The 17904-nt window shown below is 37.6% G+C and carries 16 protein-coding genes; 5 read left to right on the top strand and 11 right to left on the bottom strand.

The annotated features are described in order from the left end of the window. Positions 1-2: 2 nt before the first annotated feature. Positions 3-617 carry a hypothetical protein gene (locus tag HMPREF9456_RS03105; RefSeq protein ID WP_006841996.1) on the bottom strand — a complete coding sequence of 205 codons (615 nt, stop codon included), beginning with the start codon at positions 615-617 and terminating at the stop codon, positions 3-5. 280 nt (positions 618-897) lie between these two features. On the opposite strand from HMPREF9456_RS03105, the gene HMPREF9456_RS03110 reads away from it, so the two are divergent. Both HMPREF9456_RS03110 and HMPREF9456_RS03115 read left to right on the top strand, forming a co-directional pair. Then, positions 898-3108 (top strand): RelA/SpoT family protein, encoded by a 2211-nt coding sequence (locus HMPREF9456_RS03110; RefSeq protein WP_006841997.1) that lies wholly within the window; start codon positions 898-900, stop codon positions 3106-3108. Positions 3109-3220: 112 nt separating this feature from the next. Then, positions 3221-3826 carry a hypothetical protein gene (locus HMPREF9456_RS03115; RefSeq protein WP_006841998.1) on the top strand — a complete coding sequence of 202 codons (606 nt, stop codon included), beginning with the start codon at positions 3221-3223 and terminating at the stop codon, positions 3824-3826. On the opposite strand, the gene HMPREF9456_RS03120 is transcribed toward HMPREF9456_RS03115, so the two are convergent. The 7 genes from HMPREF9456_RS03120 to ybeY all read right to left on the bottom strand — a co-directional run bounded on the left by HMPREF9456_RS03120 (position 3823) and on the right by ybeY (position 11283). Beyond that, positions 3823-4449 carry a 4'-phosphopantetheinyl transferase family protein gene (locus tag HMPREF9456_RS03120; RefSeq protein ID WP_006841999.1) on the bottom strand — a complete coding sequence of 209 codons (627 nt, stop codon included), beginning with the start codon at positions 4447-4449 and terminating at the stop codon, positions 3823-3825. The two genes, HMPREF9456_RS03115 and HMPREF9456_RS03120, sit on opposite strands and share 4 nt — an antisense overlap. Before the next feature lie 4 nt (positions 4450-4453). Then, entirely contained in the window at positions 4454-5218 is a 765-nt protein-coding gene (locus tag HMPREF9456_RS03125) for a DUF5040 domain-containing protein (protein WP_006842000.1), read from the bottom strand. A gap of 196 nt (positions 5219-5414) precedes the next feature. Next, positions 5415-7196: a biotin/lipoyl-containing protein gene (locus tag HMPREF9456_RS03130; protein WP_006842002.1), complete on the bottom strand. Its 1782-nt coding sequence runs from the start codon at positions 7194-7196 to the stop codon at positions 5415-5417. Between the two features lie 404 nt (positions 7197-7600). After that, positions 7601-9073, bottom strand: coding sequence for an NADPH-dependent glutamate synthase (gene gltA, locus HMPREF9456_RS17450; RefSeq protein ID WP_006842003.1), 1473 nt, complete (start codon positions 9071-9073; stop codon positions 7601-7603). Positions 9074-9151: 78 nt separating this feature from the next. Then, a complete protein-coding gene (locus HMPREF9456_RS17455; RefSeq protein WP_006842004.1) occupies positions 9152-9934 on the bottom strand; it encodes a sulfide/dihydroorotate dehydrogenase-like FAD/NAD-binding protein in 783 nt (260 codons plus the stop codon). Beyond that, positions 9934-10857 carry a YeiH family protein gene (locus HMPREF9456_RS03145; protein ID WP_006842005.1) on the bottom strand — a complete coding sequence of 308 codons (924 nt, stop codon included), beginning with the start codon at positions 10855-10857 and terminating at the stop codon, positions 9934-9936. Before HMPREF9456_RS03145 ends, HMPREF9456_RS17455 begins: the two co-directional genes overlap by 1 nt. A 6-nt stretch (positions 10858-10863) precedes the next feature. Then, on the bottom strand, positions 10864-11283 hold the full coding sequence (ybeY, locus tag HMPREF9456_RS03150; RefSeq protein ID WP_006842006.1) for an rRNA maturation RNase YbeY: 420 nt from the start codon (positions 11281-11283) through the stop codon (positions 10864-10866). A 249-nt stretch (positions 11284-11532) separates the two neighbouring features. On the opposite strand from ybeY, the gene HMPREF9456_RS03155 reads away from it, so the two are divergent. From HMPREF9456_RS03155 to HMPREF9456_RS03160, 3 genes are all read left to right on the top strand, one after another. After that, on the top strand, positions 11533-12759 hold the full coding sequence (locus HMPREF9456_RS03155; RefSeq protein ID WP_006842007.1) for a peptidase associated/transthyretin-like domain-containing protein: 1227 nt from the start codon (positions 11533-11535) through the stop codon (positions 12757-12759). Between the two features lie 114 nt (positions 12760-12873). Beyond that, positions 12874-13032, top strand: coding sequence for a hypothetical protein (locus HMPREF9456_RS17335; RefSeq protein ID WP_006842008.1), 159 nt, complete (start codon positions 12874-12876; stop codon positions 13030-13032). 47 nt (positions 13033-13079) lie between these two features. After that, entirely contained in the window at positions 13080-14912 is a 1833-nt protein-coding gene (locus HMPREF9456_RS03160) for a DUF4139 domain-containing protein (RefSeq protein ID WP_006842009.1), read from the top strand. 21 nt (positions 14913-14933) lie between these two features. Here HMPREF9456_RS03160 and HMPREF9456_RS03165 read toward each other — a convergent pair whose 3' ends face one another. From HMPREF9456_RS03165 to HMPREF9456_RS03175, 3 genes are all read right to left on the bottom strand, one after another. Further along, the gene (locus HMPREF9456_RS03165) at positions 14934-15398 is read right to left on the bottom strand and encodes a DUF3788 family protein (RefSeq protein ID WP_006842010.1); all 465 of its coding nucleotides are present in this window, start codon (positions 15396-15398) and stop codon (positions 14934-14936) included. Between the two features lie 38 nt (positions 15399-15436). Continuing rightward, the gene (locus tag HMPREF9456_RS03170) at positions 15437-16624 is read right to left on the bottom strand and encodes an MFS transporter (RefSeq protein ID WP_006842011.1); all 1188 of its coding nucleotides are present in this window, start codon (positions 16622-16624) and stop codon (positions 15437-15439) included. Between the two features lie 516 nt (positions 16625-17140). Further along, complete coding sequence (locus tag HMPREF9456_RS03175; protein WP_006842012.1) at positions 17141-17878, bottom strand: HNH endonuclease signature motif containing protein; 738 nt, start codon at positions 17876-17878, stop codon at positions 17141-17143. Positions 17879-17904: the final 26 nt, after the last annotated feature.

The raw sequence follows: 17904 nt of genomic DNA on the forward strand, positions 1-17904 counted from the left end.
AATTATGATTTCCTCACTAAATCTTTTCTTCTTATTATCGGAACATTTTTGTCGTTTATATATAACACCGGAAAATAACCTTCGCTTATGCTCCATCCTGCATTTCGTTTGTTTATTTCTTTTTTAGGATAGGCTTTTATATATATATCACTGTCGCTTTCTTCGTCATGTATAAGAATCGCTTCTTTTTTGAAAGATACTTCATGCTTCGCTAAAAGGTCGTGAAGGGATACATCTTTTACCAGATTTGTGATATAGTATTTATCATGTCTGCGTGTATTGTTTACAAATGCGGCGTAAGTATAGTCGCCCTTGTCTCCCAATGGTGCGGCAAGACTAATATGAAAAGCACCTTCTGTGGTCATCGCAGCTTTGAATATGTGTCTTTTCAGAGCTTTTAGCCAAATAGTACCAACCGTAAATAACAAAAGATATGGGATAATATACCATGATACGAGCATATCACTGTTGAATAAGTATATTATTCCTACAAGTCCGACAAACAAGAAACATATAGGTGGAACCATCAGTAACGTTTTCCACCAGAATGTGTTATTAAAGTAATGCCTCTTGAAGTCATAGTCTTTTTCGAGTTTAGCATAGTCGTTTGCCTTCATATTTGCTCTATCTAAATTGATTTTTTTTAATTTATACCGTTTCTGTCACAAAGAAACAGGGTTATTTATTTAATATAGGCAAAGTTAAAATGCTTTGACTATTAAAACGTCTGCTAAAAGCATAAAGTTTCTAAATATGAAAAAATTAAAACATCTGTTATAAAAAAGACGTGTCACTTTCAAAAAAGCGTTAATTTTACAGACAGATACGAGATTAATATGATTTATTTTTTCCTGTCTTTGTCAATTTAATTATATATACTCATATTTTGTAGAGAAAATGAATGACAATTTCCCCACATATAACGATAAAGACCTGACTTATTCTAAGTTCAAAAGACTGAAGAGAGGGTTAGATTCAACTCTGTCTCCTGATGAATTTGAGAAAATAAGGAAAGTCATAAAGAAGGCATTGACTGATGGAGTCTATGCTAAAGATGAGAAGATTGGCAGTATTACAGATCTTACAGTGAGTTCATCTATTATCCTTATGGAAGAACTTGGACTGAAAAGCCCTGCAATTCTGGCTTTACTAGTCTATCGTCCTGTAATGCACAAGTCAATATCGCTGGATGAGGTATCTGCGATGTTTGGTAAAGATATAGTGAATATTGTGTCGGGGTTGATGAAAATCAATGCTTTGGAAATGAACGAGTCGGCTATGGCTTCGGACAATTACATAAAGCTGTTGATAACACTCGCCGAGGATATGCGGGTAATTCTTATAAAAATAGCGAGCCGGCTCCATCGTATCCGAAATGCCGAAAAATATAGCGAACAGCATCGATTGCAATTGGCTGTAGAAGTTTCGTTTCTGTATACTCCATTGGCACACAAGTTAGGGCTGTATAATATAAAAACGGAGTTTGAAGACCTTTATCTGAAATATACCGACAGAGAGTCTTATGACTATATTGTAGAGAAAATAAGTGAAAGTAAAGCCTCTCGTGATAAATATATTGCCGAATTTATAGCACCGATAGATGCCAGACTGAAAGAGACCGGGCTGAAGTATGATATAAAGGGGCGAGTAAAGTCTATTTCATCCATTAATAATAAACTGAAAAAGCAAAAGATAGATTTTGAGTCAATCTATGATCTGTTTGCTATTCGCATAGTACTAAATTCACCCTTAGATAAAGAAAAGCCTGAGTGCTGGCAAGCCTATTCGATTGTAACCGATCTTTATACACCGAATCCAAAGAGGCTGAAAGACTGGCTTTCTATTCCCAAAAGCAATGGCTACGAGTCGTTGCATACTACCGTTATGGGGCATGAATCCCGTTGGGTAGAGGTGCAGATACGTACCCGTCGTATGGATGAGATTGCTGAGCGTGGATTGGCAGCACACTGGAAGTATAAAGGTGTGAAAAGTCAGTCGAAGATGGACGATTGGTTGACCGGGTTGCGTGAAATGCTCGAAAATAAAAGTCTTGATTCGGGTGAGAAATTAGAGAACTTTAAGCTAGATCTCTACGATGACGAGATTTATGTATTTACTCCAAAGGGAGACTTGCATAAATTACCGAATGGAGCAACGGTGCTAGACTTTGCATTTTCTATACACTCTCGGATTGGTTCTACCTGTGTTTCGGGTAAAGTGAATGGACGTAATGTTTCTATCCGCCATAAGTTGTCGAACGGAGATCAAATAGAAATACTTACTTCGCCCAATCAGTCTCCAAAACAAGACTGGCTCAATTTTGTAACTACTTCGAAAGCGAAGAACAAAATACGCCAAAGCCTCAAGGAAGAAGCGAATAAACAAGTAGAGATTGCCAAGGAACAACTGAAGCGTCGGGTAAAAAACAGGAAGATAGAGATCAACGAGTCGATAATGATGCGTTTGATCAAAAAGCTTGGTTTCAAGACAATCACCGACTTCTATATTAAGATAGCAGAAGAAAGTCTTGATGTCAATTCTGTTATAGATCAATATCTTGACCTAGAGAGAAAAGAAACAGAACAGCATGATAAGCATGAGGCTATAAGTGCCGAAAATTACGTTGTATATACTCCCGAAACAAAAAAAGATTCTTCGAGCAAAGAAGAGTTAATTATAGATCAAAATCTGACAGGAGTAGATTATAAGTTGGCAAAATGCTGTAATCCAATATATGGTGACGAGATATTTGGTTTTGTGTCATCGCAGGGAATAAAGATCCATCGAATAAATTGTCCGAATGCTCATGATATGTTTTCACGTTTTGCTTATCGTGTGATTCCTGCCAAGTGGTCGGGTAAATCGGGCTCTACCTATACTGTTACGCTGAGGATAATAGGGAATGATGATATCGGTATTATTAACAACTTGACCTCTATTATAGCCAAAGAACAGGGTATAAATATGCGTTCTATCAGCATCGACTCAAATGATGGTCTGTTTCAAGGTAATATGTCGGTGACGTTGAATAATACAGATATGCTCAACGGGCTGATAAAGAAACTGAAAACAGTGAAAGGTGTGAAGGAGGTGAGTCGTTTGAGTTAGGATATTTATTGAATAGCTCTATATATACCGATATTGTATGAGGAAATCTCTCTTTTTATTTATAATGTTCTTTTGTGTTCAAATTGTATGTTCTCAACAACTAGCCGTTGTTATGGATAAAGATGGCCGTGTGAATGTACGTAACAAGGATAAGCAGGTCGTAGATACATTGTCTTCGGGCGAGGTTGTCTGTTTTTTTGAAGAAAAAGATAGTTGGGTGAGTCTTTATTATACTACTAAAGAGGGAGAAAATGAATGTAAGTATTATATTCATAAATCCAGATTGATGCCCCTTTCTTGTTTGGAGAAAATTCCTCTTACTTTTAATTCTGAGCATAAAGCTATATTGCAAAAAGATTCTATTGTTATTACTTTAGTTCAAAAAGATTTTATTCCCCAGCAAAATAAAATAAGCAAAGAAAACGGTTTCGTTTATAAAATAAACAACAGAAAGTTTTGGGGCACAGATGGAGATATCCCAAGAACCGAATACAAATCAATAAAGATCAGTTTGGAAAAGCAAAATGTTGAAATTCCCGAAGCTGCATTTGATGATTTGTATGAACCTACCTTAGGATATACAAGAGCAAACTATGATAGAGTAAATGATATACTTTATTTACAGAGTATGAATAGCGATGGGGCTGGAGGATATATCGTTATTTGGGTTATAAAAAAAGGTGAATATAAAAAACGCTATATATATTATGACTTTTAGCTTTTCTCCTCAATACATACCAACACAAACTCTTTTTCGACCTTGTAATATGCCTTAAACTGGGTATGTTGTGGCGAACGAGTCTCTTTTGCATTGAATGTTCCTTTCTCTTCAGGAGTAAACTTACTTATAAATAAATTTTTTCGGAAATCAACACCTTCGGTATCAAGGTACTTAAACATAGCTTCTTTTGCAGACCAGTGGAGTAGGAGGTGGATGAGTTCATTGTCCTTGTCAATATATTCCTTGTCAGAAATAAGACGGCTTTGTACTCTTCTTATCTTTTCTGATATATACTCCACATCCAGCCCTATGGATTTCTTTTTATTGATAGCTACAGCAACATAACCTTTGGTATGGGATACACTCATGTGATATGATTCATCGGCAAGGAATGGTCTTCCCGTAGTGTTGTAGCGCACTTCCTTTTCTTCTCCAGTAAGTGCCTTTATCAATATCCTCGTCGATAATATTTCAAGTATTCTCGATTCTACCTTTACTGTATATATATTCTGAATCCATTCGTGATGGGCAAGTAGAGAAAACAGCTCTTGGCTGGTTTCCTCTATCTTCCATATTCCCAATAGGGTTGAGTCAGTTATATATTCTTTGTAATATAGCATAATTCTACTTCAAAGGTAGAACTTTTTTCATCAAATCGGTGAATATAGCAGCCATACGTTGTTGTATATACTTGTCTTCCCCGTTGTACGGATGCCATCCATACTCTACACCATTTACCTTCTCGTTATTATGAGCATATAAAATGCTATATTGCTTTCCGGTAACGGGGTGGAGGTGATTTTTAGAGAAACCAATATATTTATCGAATTCTACAACCGGAAAACCCCATCTGTCTGCCAGCTTGCGTATTGCTGAATTGTATATTATGCGTGCGTCATGCCAGTGCGTGCATAGAACTATGATTGCAGGTTTGCCGCTCGGGGTATTATAATACTTTGAATTTTTATCAAATTTCAAATTGTAACAATCTGTAATATAATGCTTGATAACATAATCGTATGCGGCTGCGTAATTTGACCTGTCGAACGGTGTCTTATAATCTTTATAGTTTTCTTTAAGACCGTTTTCACTGGCAACATCTTCATCGTGTACATGCATTATTACAAAAGCATCAATATCTTCTAGTTGCTGTTTTGTATAAAGCGTATCGGCTGAGAATTTATTTGCCGCATCAGCAATAGCCTCTCCCCCTATAGCCTTGTTTATGGGCGTAGCATCGAGCGTTTTGCAAGCTAATTCGAACCAACCGTTGTTTGATGAGGCAAACGATGCGCCTGTTAATAAGATAGTGTATTTGTTTTTTTCTGGAGACTGGGCGTAGATGTTTAATGCCCCTAACAAAATTGTAAATAATAATAGCTTTTTCATTTTTCCCTTTATTTTTCCGCGAAACTTTCTTTCAAAATTTCGCCAAAGATAAATGTTTTCGAGCTATTGTGATAACTTTATTTCGGGTTTAATATTGTTAAATAACACATAATGTCTGTTCATCTCTTTCAATGGGGTATATGCAAAAAAAGCATCATTATTAATGATGCTTTTTTATATATGAAATCAGATGCTTTTAGTCTATATATGCTAAAACCTGATTCTTTTGAACTTTTGCGCCTTGTTTTGTTTCTATTTGGATAATCTTCCCTGAAGTAAGCGCTTTTACTTCTTCGATACCATAATAAGTCTGAACAAAACATACAACATCACCCTCCTTTACAGATGTGCCAACAACAGGAGCAGTAGAAACGTCGTCTACATCAACTTGCCAGATAACCTGTCCGCTAACAGTCGCTTGAAGAGGTTTTGCTTCCGGGTATTTAGCTTTAATCGCTTCCGCATCAAACGCCGGTACTTCTACTACCTGACGTGTTACGATGATTGGAGCTCCGGCTTTTTCCTTTTCTTTTTCAAGATCTATATTGAAGCGTTCTTTTGCCAATCCTGATTTGTAGTCGCGGTATTGACGGTCGTGCATTGCTAATTCAAACAATTCCTCGTCGTCTTGTCCGTAATCCCAACCGTTTTCATCCATTTCTTTGCGATATGAATCAAGAGCGTCAGGATATTCATCTTGAGGATTACCTGTATAGAATTCAAGTCCTTTTGCTTTAGCCAACTCAACGATTTCTTCATCCAGTTTGCCGGGAAGCGTACCTGTTTTACCAAGTATCATATTCCAGCTGTCTTTGTCGATGTTAGAGAAACGAGGTTGTCCCTGAGCCATCGAGAATATATTCATCAATGCGATATTTTTCACATATTGGCTGAATGGAGTTACGAGTGGCGGATAACCAAGTTTAGGCCATATATATTCTACTTCTTCGAATAGTTGTACTACAAGATCATTCAGTGTAACTTCAGCTTTACCATTGTTGCGAAGAGCCATATTGATAGCCGAATGCATGCCTCTAAGGTCGGCCATCATTGATCCCATCATACCTCCCGGAAGACCGCAGCCTACAAGCAGAGACGTCATTATTTTATTTGAAGGGTCGATCCAATATCCTAAGAAGTCGTCTATGAATGATTGTGTCAATGCACGGGCTTCCATATAAGCGCTCATGTTGATATCAGGTACAGAGAATCCTGCGTTTTTGAGCATTGCCTGTATTGTGATAATATCAGGATGCACCATTCCCCATGCTAAAGGTTCGATTGCTGTATCTACATAGTCAGCACCTGCACGTGCAACTTCGAGCATAGAAGCCACAGAGAAGCCCGGACCTGTGTGTCCATGATACTGAATCGGAATATTTGGATGGCGGTCTTTCAGTGCTTTCACTAATTTACCAAGGAAAGCAGGACGTCCTACACCGGCCATATCTTTTAAACATAATTCGTCAGCTCCAAACTCTACTAATTTGTCTGCAAAGTTTACATAGTATTCTACAGTATGGATAGGGGACGAAGTAATACAAAGAGCAGCCTGAGAAATCATGCCGGCTTCTTTTGCATATTTTACAGAAAGTTCAAGGTTGCGAGGGTCATTCAATCCGTCAAACGAACGAGAGATGTTAGTCCCTTGTGCATGTTTTACTTTAAACATCAATTGACGAACATCTTTTGGAACAGGGTACATGCGCAGAGCATTTAATCCACGTTCAAGCATGTGTGTTTGGATGCCAACCTTGTTGAAAGGAGCTGTCCATTCACGAACTGCTTTGTTTGGATTTTCTCCGTAAAGCAAATTTACTTGTTCAAAAGCGCCACCATTCGTTTCAACACGAGCAAAACATCCCATGTCAATAATAACCGGTGCAACTTGTGTCAATTGGTCAACACGCGGCTGGTACTTTCCCGATGACTGCCACATGTCACGATAAACGAGGCTGAATTTAATTTCTCTTCCCATAACTTTTTTTAGGTATTATACTGATAAGAGTAACATAAAATGCAGGCTATGTATACTCTAAATATATTAATTCATTAATTGTATATCAATCCTTTAATAGCCTCACAAATTTAGCTTTTTATATCCGAATAAATAAACAAAAACAATATTAAAATTGTCAATTTGTCATAAAAAAAACGTAACCTTTCTGTTTTTTGTTCACTACCTATATGGGTTGCACAAAGAAGATAAAAGTGAGCAATCTTTTTGATTCTGAATGTGAAATTAAACTCCCTAGAGAAAGAATGTTATTCTATAATACTTATACTGGGAATAAATTGAGAATCTTATCTGTATTCTTTGATAAAAAACGAAACCCCCATTGATTTTTATCAACGGGGGCTTACTTATATAAATAGGTCTTTTTATCCTTTTAATGCTTTGTCCATTGCAGCGGCAGCTTTACGTCCATCACCCATTGCGAGGATGACTGTTGCACCTCCACGAACGATGTCGCCACCCGCATATACATCCGGTAGGTCAGACTGCATTGTTTCCTGATTCACTATGATTGTTCCCCACTTAGAAACTTGAAGTCCTTTAAACGTTGAAGGAATTAATGGATTTGGAGATACTCCAACACTGACTATTACCTCATCTATGTCGAACCATTCAGTAGCTCCTTCGATTGCGATAGGCTTACGACGACCAGATGCGTCCGGTTCGCCAAGTTCCATTTTTTGTAGGAGCATTCGCTTTACATGACCTTTTTCATCACCTTCGTACTTAATTGGATTATGCAGCGTATAGAACTCAATACCTTCTTCTTTGGCATGTTTTACTTCCTCTATACGAGCCGGCATTTCCTCTTCCGATCTGCGATAAATAATATATGCTTTTTCTGCACCCAAACGTTTTGCTGTACGTATCGCATCCATAGCAGTGTTGCCTGCACCTATAACGGCGACTTTCTTCCCCATTTGCACAGGAGTGTCACTCTCCGGGTTTGATGCATCCATCAGGTTGACACGGGTGAGGTATTCATTAGACGACATCACTCCAATCAGATTTTCTCCCGGAATATTCATGAAGTTGGGAAGTCCTGCTCCACTTGCTGCAAAAATTCCTTTGAAGCCTTTTTCTCTTAGATCCTCGTGGGTAATCGTTTTTCCAACAATACAGTTCTTAACGAACTTAACTCCCATATCACGAAGCACGTTTATTTCAACATCTACTATTTCGTTTGGAAGACGGAACTCAGGGATACCGTATTTAAGAACGCCCCCAATCTCATGTAGTGCCTCAAATACAGTTACGTCATATCCTCGTTTTGCCATATCTCCGGCAAAAGAAAGTCCGGCCGGGCCTGAGCCTACAGCCGCTATTTTTATACCATTGGCAGGAGCTAGTTCCGGTATAGCTACTTGTCCGCTTTCACGCTCATAGTCTGCCGCAAAGCGTTCCAAGTATCCGATAGCTACCGGCTCTTTTTTCATCTTTTGTATATAGATACATTTCGCTTCGCACTGCTTTTCTTGTGGACATACACGTCCGCAGACAGCAGGCAAGGCGCTTGTTTCTTTCAGCACTTTAGCTGCTTCGAGAAATTCGCCACGCTCTATGTTTTTTATGAAGGTTGGTATCTGGATTCCCACCGGGCAGCCTTCCATACAAGTAGGATTTGCGCAGTCGAGGCATCGTGCCGCTTCTGCCATAGCTTGTTCGGCAGTAAGTCCTAGATTAACCTCTTCTTTCAGGGAATGACTTCTGTATTCAGCGTCCAACTCAGGCATGTGTACACGAGATTTCTCTCCTCGTTCTTTAGCCTTCATGGTTTTACGCAGTTCCTCTCTCCATGGTTCGCTTCGGCGTGCTTGTATATATTCTTGTTCTGTCATTTTTTAGTCGTAAGTTGTAAGTAATTAGTTGTAGGCTATAAGACTGAGCTGATGTTTTTATTTTACCCAATAATTGATTTAACTATAAGCTCTTAGTCTCATTAGCATTTCGTCGAAATCTACTTCGTGAGCATTAAACTCGGGACCATCAACACATACAAATTTTGTTTTTCCTCCTACCGATACACGGCAAGCACCGCACATGCCCGTACCATCTACCATAATGGTATTTAATGAAGCCATTGTAGGAATGTTGTATTTCTGTGTTAGTAAAGAAACGAATTTCATCATAATAGCAGGGCCTATGGTTACACATAGATCTACTTTTTCACGATTAATTACCATCTCAACACCATTTGTAATCAATCCTTTGTGTCCGTACGAACCATCATCGGTCATTACTATTACTTCGTCCGAGTATTCGGCTACTTGTTTTTCGAGTATCACAAGATCTTTGGTGCGTGCTGCCAAGACAGAAATAACCTTATTTCCGGCTCTTTTCATCGCTTCTATAATTGGAAGCATCGGCGCAATACCGACCCCACCTCCGGCACAGATAACCGTTCCGTAGTTTTCGATATGGGTTGCTTGTCCTAGCGGGCCAACAATATCGGTTATGTAATCGTCCACATTCAGTTCGCAAATCTTTTTTGACGAGGCTCCTACAGCCTGAATAACAATAGTGATAGTTCCTTTGTTAAGGTCAGATGCTGCAATGGTTAAAGGTATACGCTCGCCTTTCTCGCCAACACGTACAATGACAAAGTGGCCGGCCTTACGGCTTTTAGCGATAAGAGGTGCTTCAACCTCAAACTTAACTACGTTTTCAGAGAAATACTCTTTGTCTACAATTTTATTCATTAAAACATTAGTTTAATCCAATATAAAGATAATACAGCTATTATAAACCAAAGAAGAATGCCTAGAAGAAAGGTGTTTAAGCCTGTTTTTTTTACTTCTTCCAGATTGATAGAGGCCCCGATAAAGAACAAGGAAATCATCATTCCTTTTTTTCCAAGCCAGCTTAAGTGCTCGTTTGTTTCTGTCATTCCGGGAATATAGTTTCCTATAACGATGGCAACAACAAACAGAAATATAAACCAAGGGATTGTTATTTTCGAGGTTTTATTTTTATTAAAGAACGCAATACATAGCGCAAGCGGTATAATCCAGAGTGTACGTGTTAGTTTTACCGTTGTACCCACTTGCAGAGCCTGTTCTCCGTATGCCGAACATGCTCCTACTACCGAACTGGTGTCGTGTATCGCTATGGCAGCCCAATATCCGAAATGGATCTGATCCATTTGAAGCAGATGCCCGATAGCCGGGAAAATAAATAACCCTACAGCATTTAATACAAAAACAACAGCGAGCGAAAAGCTTATCTCATTGTTTTTTGCACCCAAAACCGGAGCTACGGCAGCAATGGCACTTCCTCCACAAATAGCTGTTCCGCTGGATATAAGTAATGTTGTGTTTTTTCCTACTTTGAGTAATAATCCGAGTCCGATACCTGCCAAAACCGTTATCACAACAGAGCCCACAGTGATCATAAATCCTGTTTTTCCTGTTTGAATAACCTCATGCATCGACATGGAAAAACCCATGCAAACAATAGATGCTTGCAGTAGGTATTTTGTTAGCTTTCCTGTTTTAACAACTTCTTCCCCTTTATAAAAAAAAGCGAGTATTATACCGAGAAATAAAGCCAACGGTGCTGAGAAGAACGGGAAGAAACAGCAGATTGGTACGATATAATATAATTTGCTCAGAAACTTTTGCACGATTATCTATGCCTCCAATATTTTTAATGCTTTGTTTTCGCATTCGGTCATATATTCTCTTTCTCCGGGGCCCTTGTCGTTGATCCCACACAGATGTAGTATTCCGTGTATTATAATACGGTTAAGCTCTTCCTCGTAATTCGTTCCGAACGTTTCAGAGTTGCTTTTGACTGTATCCACACTGATGAAGATATCCCCCGATATTATATCATTTTCAGTATAGTCGAATGTAATAATATCAGTATAATAGTCGTGTTGCAAATACTGGTTATTTACTTCAAGTATTTTTTTGTCGGAGCAAAAAACAAATGAAATATCTCCAACCTGTTTACCATAAGATGTGGCAACCAGTTTTATCCAGTCTGTAGTTTTACGTTTCTTTATAGACGGAAGTTTTACTTCCTCTGCTTGATAGAGTATAGACATGGTAACTGTATGATAGTTTTATGTATAGCGATTTATTAAAAAATGCTATTAAAAATAGAATTTTAATAACTGCGCGATAAAGGTACAAAAATACAATGTACATTTACTGTATTCCATACTAAAATATATGAATTTGTTTTCGTTAAATGTTTTTTACTGTCTGTTTGCTGTGTAAATATATGATTCGATTGAAAATCGCGTTTTTATAAATAGGGTTCCATGTATGCATAACTTACTCAAAACTTTTATATGAAAAAATGTCTTTTGCTAGCCGTGTTGACTTTTACGGGTAGTTACCTTTTTGCACAAACTTTAATTCAAGGAACAGTCATCGATAAAGATAGCAACAAACCTATAGCGGATGTGATAGTACAGTATGGAGCCACTTCGCGAGACTATGTTAATACAGATACGAAAGGCAGATATACTATTCCGACTGTAAGCGAAGATGTTATTCATTTCCAATGTATTGGTTATAAACTGAAATCTGTTGCTAAAAGTTCACTTTTGATAAACGCTGTTGTTCGGATGGAGTTGAATCCTGTATATCTTAACCCGATTGTTATTAGCCCGGGAGATGCAGATGCTCTGTTGGATGAGGCAATGCAAAACACGAAAAAGAGACTTTTGCTCGATCTCCATTTGGGGTACTTATTGCATTTTCTACAGACAAAAAAGTCGGATACATTGCAGAACGAAATATATATGAAGTATGCAACGACTCTGAAAGAGAAGGATCTGAAGAAAAATATGAAAAGAGAGAGAGTTCCTTACGTGCTCAATATTATTGATATAAAGCGTGTGCAACGAACAGTGACTCCCACTTCTGAATTGTACGGGGCAGAATATCATGCTTCACATCTATTTACTTTTGGTAAAAGTGAGAATAATGAAACTACACGTTCTTTCACATCTGATAGTTCATATATCGTTTTGCAAATAGAGCCTCTGCAAGGTAAGGATGGCTGGGCAAGAGGCGAGATATTCATTAATAAGGATGATATGACTATTGCTTCTATGGAGATAGAATCTATCGACTCTGTCTTGGCTAGTCAGCCGTATAAGCGGTATATGGGAAACCGGGTTAAAATAAAGAGAAAGGTCGGTCGTTTCTCTTTCAAAAAGATAGGAGATAAGTATTATATGTCTGATTGCTATACTTACTATCGTTTTCAGACCCGGGATGAATTTGGCAAAGTAGATGAGATCACTTACTTTTGTGATGTTGAGTTTAAAGGTGTCGTAGAAAAAAAGCAGATGCGCAATCGGCGTTTGTCGGGTTTCTGTCAAGAGCTGTTTTATTTTCCCGACTCTACCACCCGTGAATTTTGGGATGAAAATTTTGCTCAGGATATGGAGACGTACTATCAAGGATCGGGGATAGCTCCAACAAGGCAGGTGCCAATGAGTAAAAAAATATTTAATGTAGTTAAGTTTGTTGTTCCTGCCGTGGCAATAGCTCTTTTGGTAAAATGATATGAATAGCCTGAAGATAAAGAATGGTTGGAATTTTATAAATTATCAAAAATAGGCAATCAAATCGAGCCTTATTTTGTTACATAAATAGTTAATATACAAAAAATAGAGAATATGGAAAATCATGAATGTGACTTATTGAATGAAAAGCAGATCCAGGAATTAAAGGCTCTGAAGCGTAAAAATAGGAGGAGAAATGCATTTTGGCTCTTAATGGGATTGCAGGTTGGTTCGCTTGTTGTATCTTATTATTTGGGACGTTCGCATAAATAATGTATTAAATAAAGTCTAAACACAACTTTTGTAAAAAATAAATATCTATGAAAACAAAACTACTATTCGTTACGGCTTTATCAGTCTGTTTCTCTCTTCACATTTGGGCTCAGGATGAGAAGACCGTAAAGTCAAAACTGGAGGATGCAACTGTGTTTTTTCAAGGAGCAGAATTGGTACACACGGCGTCCTATTCTTTGTTGAAAGGCGATAACGAAATTTATATAGAAGGACTGAGCTCCAATATTGATAAAAATAGTTTGAAAATCAAAGCATCCAATGGCGTTATTGTATCAGCTTATGAATTTTCTGTTGATTTTCTCACAGAGAATAAATCGACAAGTGCTGTTGCCCGAAAATTGCAGGATTCTATCGACTTCTATCAAAAGAAGCTGCAGCAGGTAAATACAGACATCAATATCACGACAAACCTTATTGCGCTATTGCAAAAGGGCACGGATAAAAATGTTGCCGGTTCGGAAAAAGGCTTGGGTATAGATGAATTGGTAAAAACGATGGACTATTATAAAACAAAGTCGGCGGAGTTGCAGGCTGTGCAAGCTGTAAATAATAAGAAGAAAAATGATTGTGATATTGCAATAACTCGATTAAATAAACAACTAAGCCAGGAGGCTTTGAAAAACGATAAGACCTCAGGTGTGCTCAAATTGAGTCTAGCTTCGCCATTGGCTAGTATTTGTAACTTTACGATATCTTATTATACATCAGCTGCTAGTTGGGTGCCATTCTACGATATTAATATAGAATCGACAGATAAACCTATAAAAATACTATCAAAATCGAAAGTGCGTCAGACGACGGGACTGGATTGGGAAAGGGTAAAGTTGACGCTTTCTACAGCTACTCCGAGTAATGGAAAAGTAGCACCATTGTTCAGTGCTTGGTTTCTCGAAAATTATAGACCTGAACCACGCTTGAGTGCCGAAATGGCGCAGAATAGTTATTCCTATGCAATGAAAGAAGCTCGGTCTTTAGAAGTGAGTGAAGTGCTTAATGGAAGTATGGTAGCGGAAGAAAGTGGGAGAGATATGTTGAAAAAAGAAGCTCAATTGCCCCTTTATATAATGGATGGTGTACCTGTCGATGCCCGCTATGCTCAGTCACTCGATCCCTTATCGATAAAGAATACAGAGGTTTTGGATCGCAATTCTGCAACAGGGATGTACGGTTCTCGTGCTTCGAATGGAGCAGTGATAATAACGCTGAAAAGCAAAATGGACGATTTTATTACTCAAAAAGATAATGAGCTGAATGTCGTTTACAATATTGATATGCCGTATACAATTCCCGGTAATGGCAAAGAGCAAACAATAGATTTACAGGCAAAAGAAACCACAGCTGAATACAAATATTATTCTGCACCAAAGCTTGATACTGAAACTTATCTTTTGGCAGAAATATCGGATTGGGAGAAACTTAATCTGCTAAGTGGAAAAGCGAATATTACCTATGATGGAACTTATGTAGGTGAGTCGTTTATCGATACTCGATCCACTCATTCAAAGCTGACTCTCACTCTTGGATCGGATAGGAGAGTGCCTGTTAAGCGTGAGAAAATGCAAGATTATAGCAGTACCCGATTTTTGGGTAATGATGTGAAACAGGTTTTTACGTATAGGCTCACAGTGAAGAACAATCAGAATAAACCTGTGAAAATGGTATTAAAAGATCAATATCCGATCTCAACGCAGAAGAATATTGAGGTAGAATTAATCAGCAAAGATACTACACCATGGACAGCAAACAAAGAGGACATGGGAGTTATAACCTGGGAGGAGGAACTAAAACCCGGAGAAACGAAAGTATATCAAATCAGTTATAGTGTCAAATATCCGAAAGGTAGTAACTTAAATTTGTGATATATAATAGAGAGGTGGCAATTAGTTTGTTGCTTCTCTTTTCTCTCTCTTTATCGCTTTCTTTATCATTATCATGCGTTCCAGCTCTTGTAATAAAGAACCGTCCTCAACTCTGATTAGCATCCATTTTCCATCATGTAGCTGAGGTGTTTGATCGAATATCGTTGTGAAGTGACTGCTGAAAGACTCCCTATATGCATTAAACGTAATTACTTCTTTCTTGCCATATATAAGAATTACTGAGAATGCCCCTTTTTCGGGAAGTATAGATACGAGTGTTTTGCCATTCTTGCGGTAGCGAATAATTACCCCATAATTTTTTCCTCCAAAAGAAACCTCTTGTTCGAAATTGTAGTTTTCATTCAAAAAGTCGAGTAACGAATCAAAGGCTTGCACTGCTTCTTTCTGTGCAATAAACTCTCTTATCTCATCCATATTGGGCAATGGATCTTCCCTATAAATCCGTTCAGGTAATGGTGTATTCATAAGCATCTTATTTCTGATAGTTGTAAAGATAACTATTTTTAGTTGAATTTAGGCTTTCTGCTTATAATTAAATGTACGACAAGGCATAAGCTTACAAAAAAGGCTCCCGTGAATACAACGCCATTCCATCCATAAGCTCCCCATGCTTTACCTCCTACGAATGTACCGATAGAACCTCCTATAAAATAAGAGACCATATATACAGTGTTCAACCGATTGGCAGCTTCGGGGTGTGACGATAGTACAATTGTCTGATTCGTGACATGCATTGCTTGCAGCCCCATATCTAAGAGAATAATTCCTACGATGATTCCTATGTAAGTACTGTCGCCCATGCCAAATACTCCCCACGAAACGATCATTAGAAAGGTAGCTATGGCTATAAGCTTGTTTTTGTTCACTTTGCCTGATGCTTGTCCTACAAGGGTAGCAGCCAGTGCGCCTGCTATTCCGAACAAACCTAAAGATCCGGCCACATCGCTTCCCTGAAAGTAGGGAGCTTCCTGAAGCCTGAAAGTGAGGGTAGTCCAAAATGCAGAGAAAGAGGCAAAACCCAAAGCTCCCCTTAATGAAGCTAATTGCAGGCTCGGAATGCTTCGTGCATATCGTATAACAGATCCCATCAGTTGTCCGTAAGTACCTTTAAAGGTTGGTTGCATATTTGGTAACATCCATGCGATAAGTACGGCAAGTATAATCATTAGTCCTGCAGCAATAAAGAATACATTTCTCCAGCCCAGATATTCGCCTACAACACCGCTAAAAACACGTGACCCTAAAATACCTATCAGCAATCCACTCATAACGATACCTACATTTCGCCCTTTCTCTTCGGGACGGGATAGTTGAGCTGCTATAGGCACAAATATTTGAGGAACAACAGATGTAAGCCCGATACAAAAGCTCGCTGCGAGCATGACTATTAAGGACTTACTCAAAGCGAAAACGACTAATGAAAGGATTATGAAAAAGAAATCGATAAGGATAATCTTTTTTCGCCTAAACATATCACCAAGTGGTATTATCAGTAATAATCCGGCAGCATATCCCATCTGGGTAAACATTGCGACCTTACTTGTTGCAGACTCAGATTCACCCAATTCTTTGGCTATAACCCCCAGTAAGGGTTGGTTGTAATAATTGTTGGCTACTACAAGGCCTGCACCTATCGCCATCAGCCAAAGGATGCTTTTTGATAAAAACAAGTCGTTTTCTTTTTCTGGCATTGTTATCAAATTCACTTTTTATTCAGCTTAAAGCCTTTTATCGTTTTTTACGTCTTAGTCGTAGACTTTGTGGTGATTTATTTAAAATGTTGTGAAATGCTTAAGTTGCATATAAAGAGATCTTTATTATCGAAAAGGTGACAAAAGTGACACTTTATTTACTGTTTTTAATTGTTACCTTTTTTCTGTTTCTAGTTTTGTCAAAGACTAAAAACAATATATAATATTCGCTATTGCTTTCTACTTAATAGATAATTTTATACTTATAAGATACTTTTTTATGGGCTCGGTTTCGCCGGTTTTGAAGAACCTGCAGAACTAAAAAACATTTCTCAATGAAGTGAAATCTTTTATAAATAAGCTGACTCATAATGATTTTACAGACAGAATCGTTGTTGCAAGAAATTTACCTCTAATTCTTGTAATCGTTACATCAAAACTTTATATTTTCATTATTCAAATTGTATATCCGAATAGGTGAGTTAGGCTCACTACAATATACAAGAAGTATAAACGCTACTTTTCTCTTAGCTCATAATCAGGAAAGTATCGCATTATAAAATATTGATATATTTTATGATACAAATAAGGTCTACGATTAACACCTATATCTATAATTTCGAGATTATTGACTTTAATTGATTTTGAATAAACATATATATTCTTTTCGTTCTCATGTACAAAACTCCACGGTTTAAAGTTTCTAAAAATATAGTTTGAATCAAATTTGTCTAAATCTGTATAAATTAAATTTGTGTAACTGATGACTTTTTTATTTTCCGAGTCAAAGCATGGTATATTATTTGTTACATGTTCTTTGTTGTGACAGTTTTCGCAGAGAGTTACTAAATCGTCATTTGAATACTCCCATAGTTCTCTGTTTTTAATGTATTTTTTATGATGTACTTGTAAAATAGGCATAACGATTTTATGAGGAGAAAAAGGAATAGTTATTGTCATTCCATCTTTCTGAATAGTATATTCCCCAGAGTATCTATTATATTCATGCGTCTCTGGTCCATTCCAATACATATCTATTCCGTCAAAATGTGGAGGTTCTATTGTGGTCTTGAATTTAATTATTAGCCCCATACTTGGATCAAAAGTTCCACATTTTTGACAAGTGTAATCATCCCTATATAAAATCTCTTTACGCTTTTCTTTCCATTCCGGAGATTGGTAATTCTCGTTATATAATCTTTTTATATTAAAATCATACTGCTTAAAAGACTCATTTAAAACAATTCTTGCCATAACGAAAATTGTATGTTGTTAACGCA

This window comes from Dysgonomonas mossii DSM 22836 (assembly GCF_000213575.1).
Taxonomy (GTDB): Bacteria; Bacteroidota; Bacteroidia; order Bacteroidales; family Dysgonomonadaceae; genus Dysgonomonas; species Dysgonomonas mossii.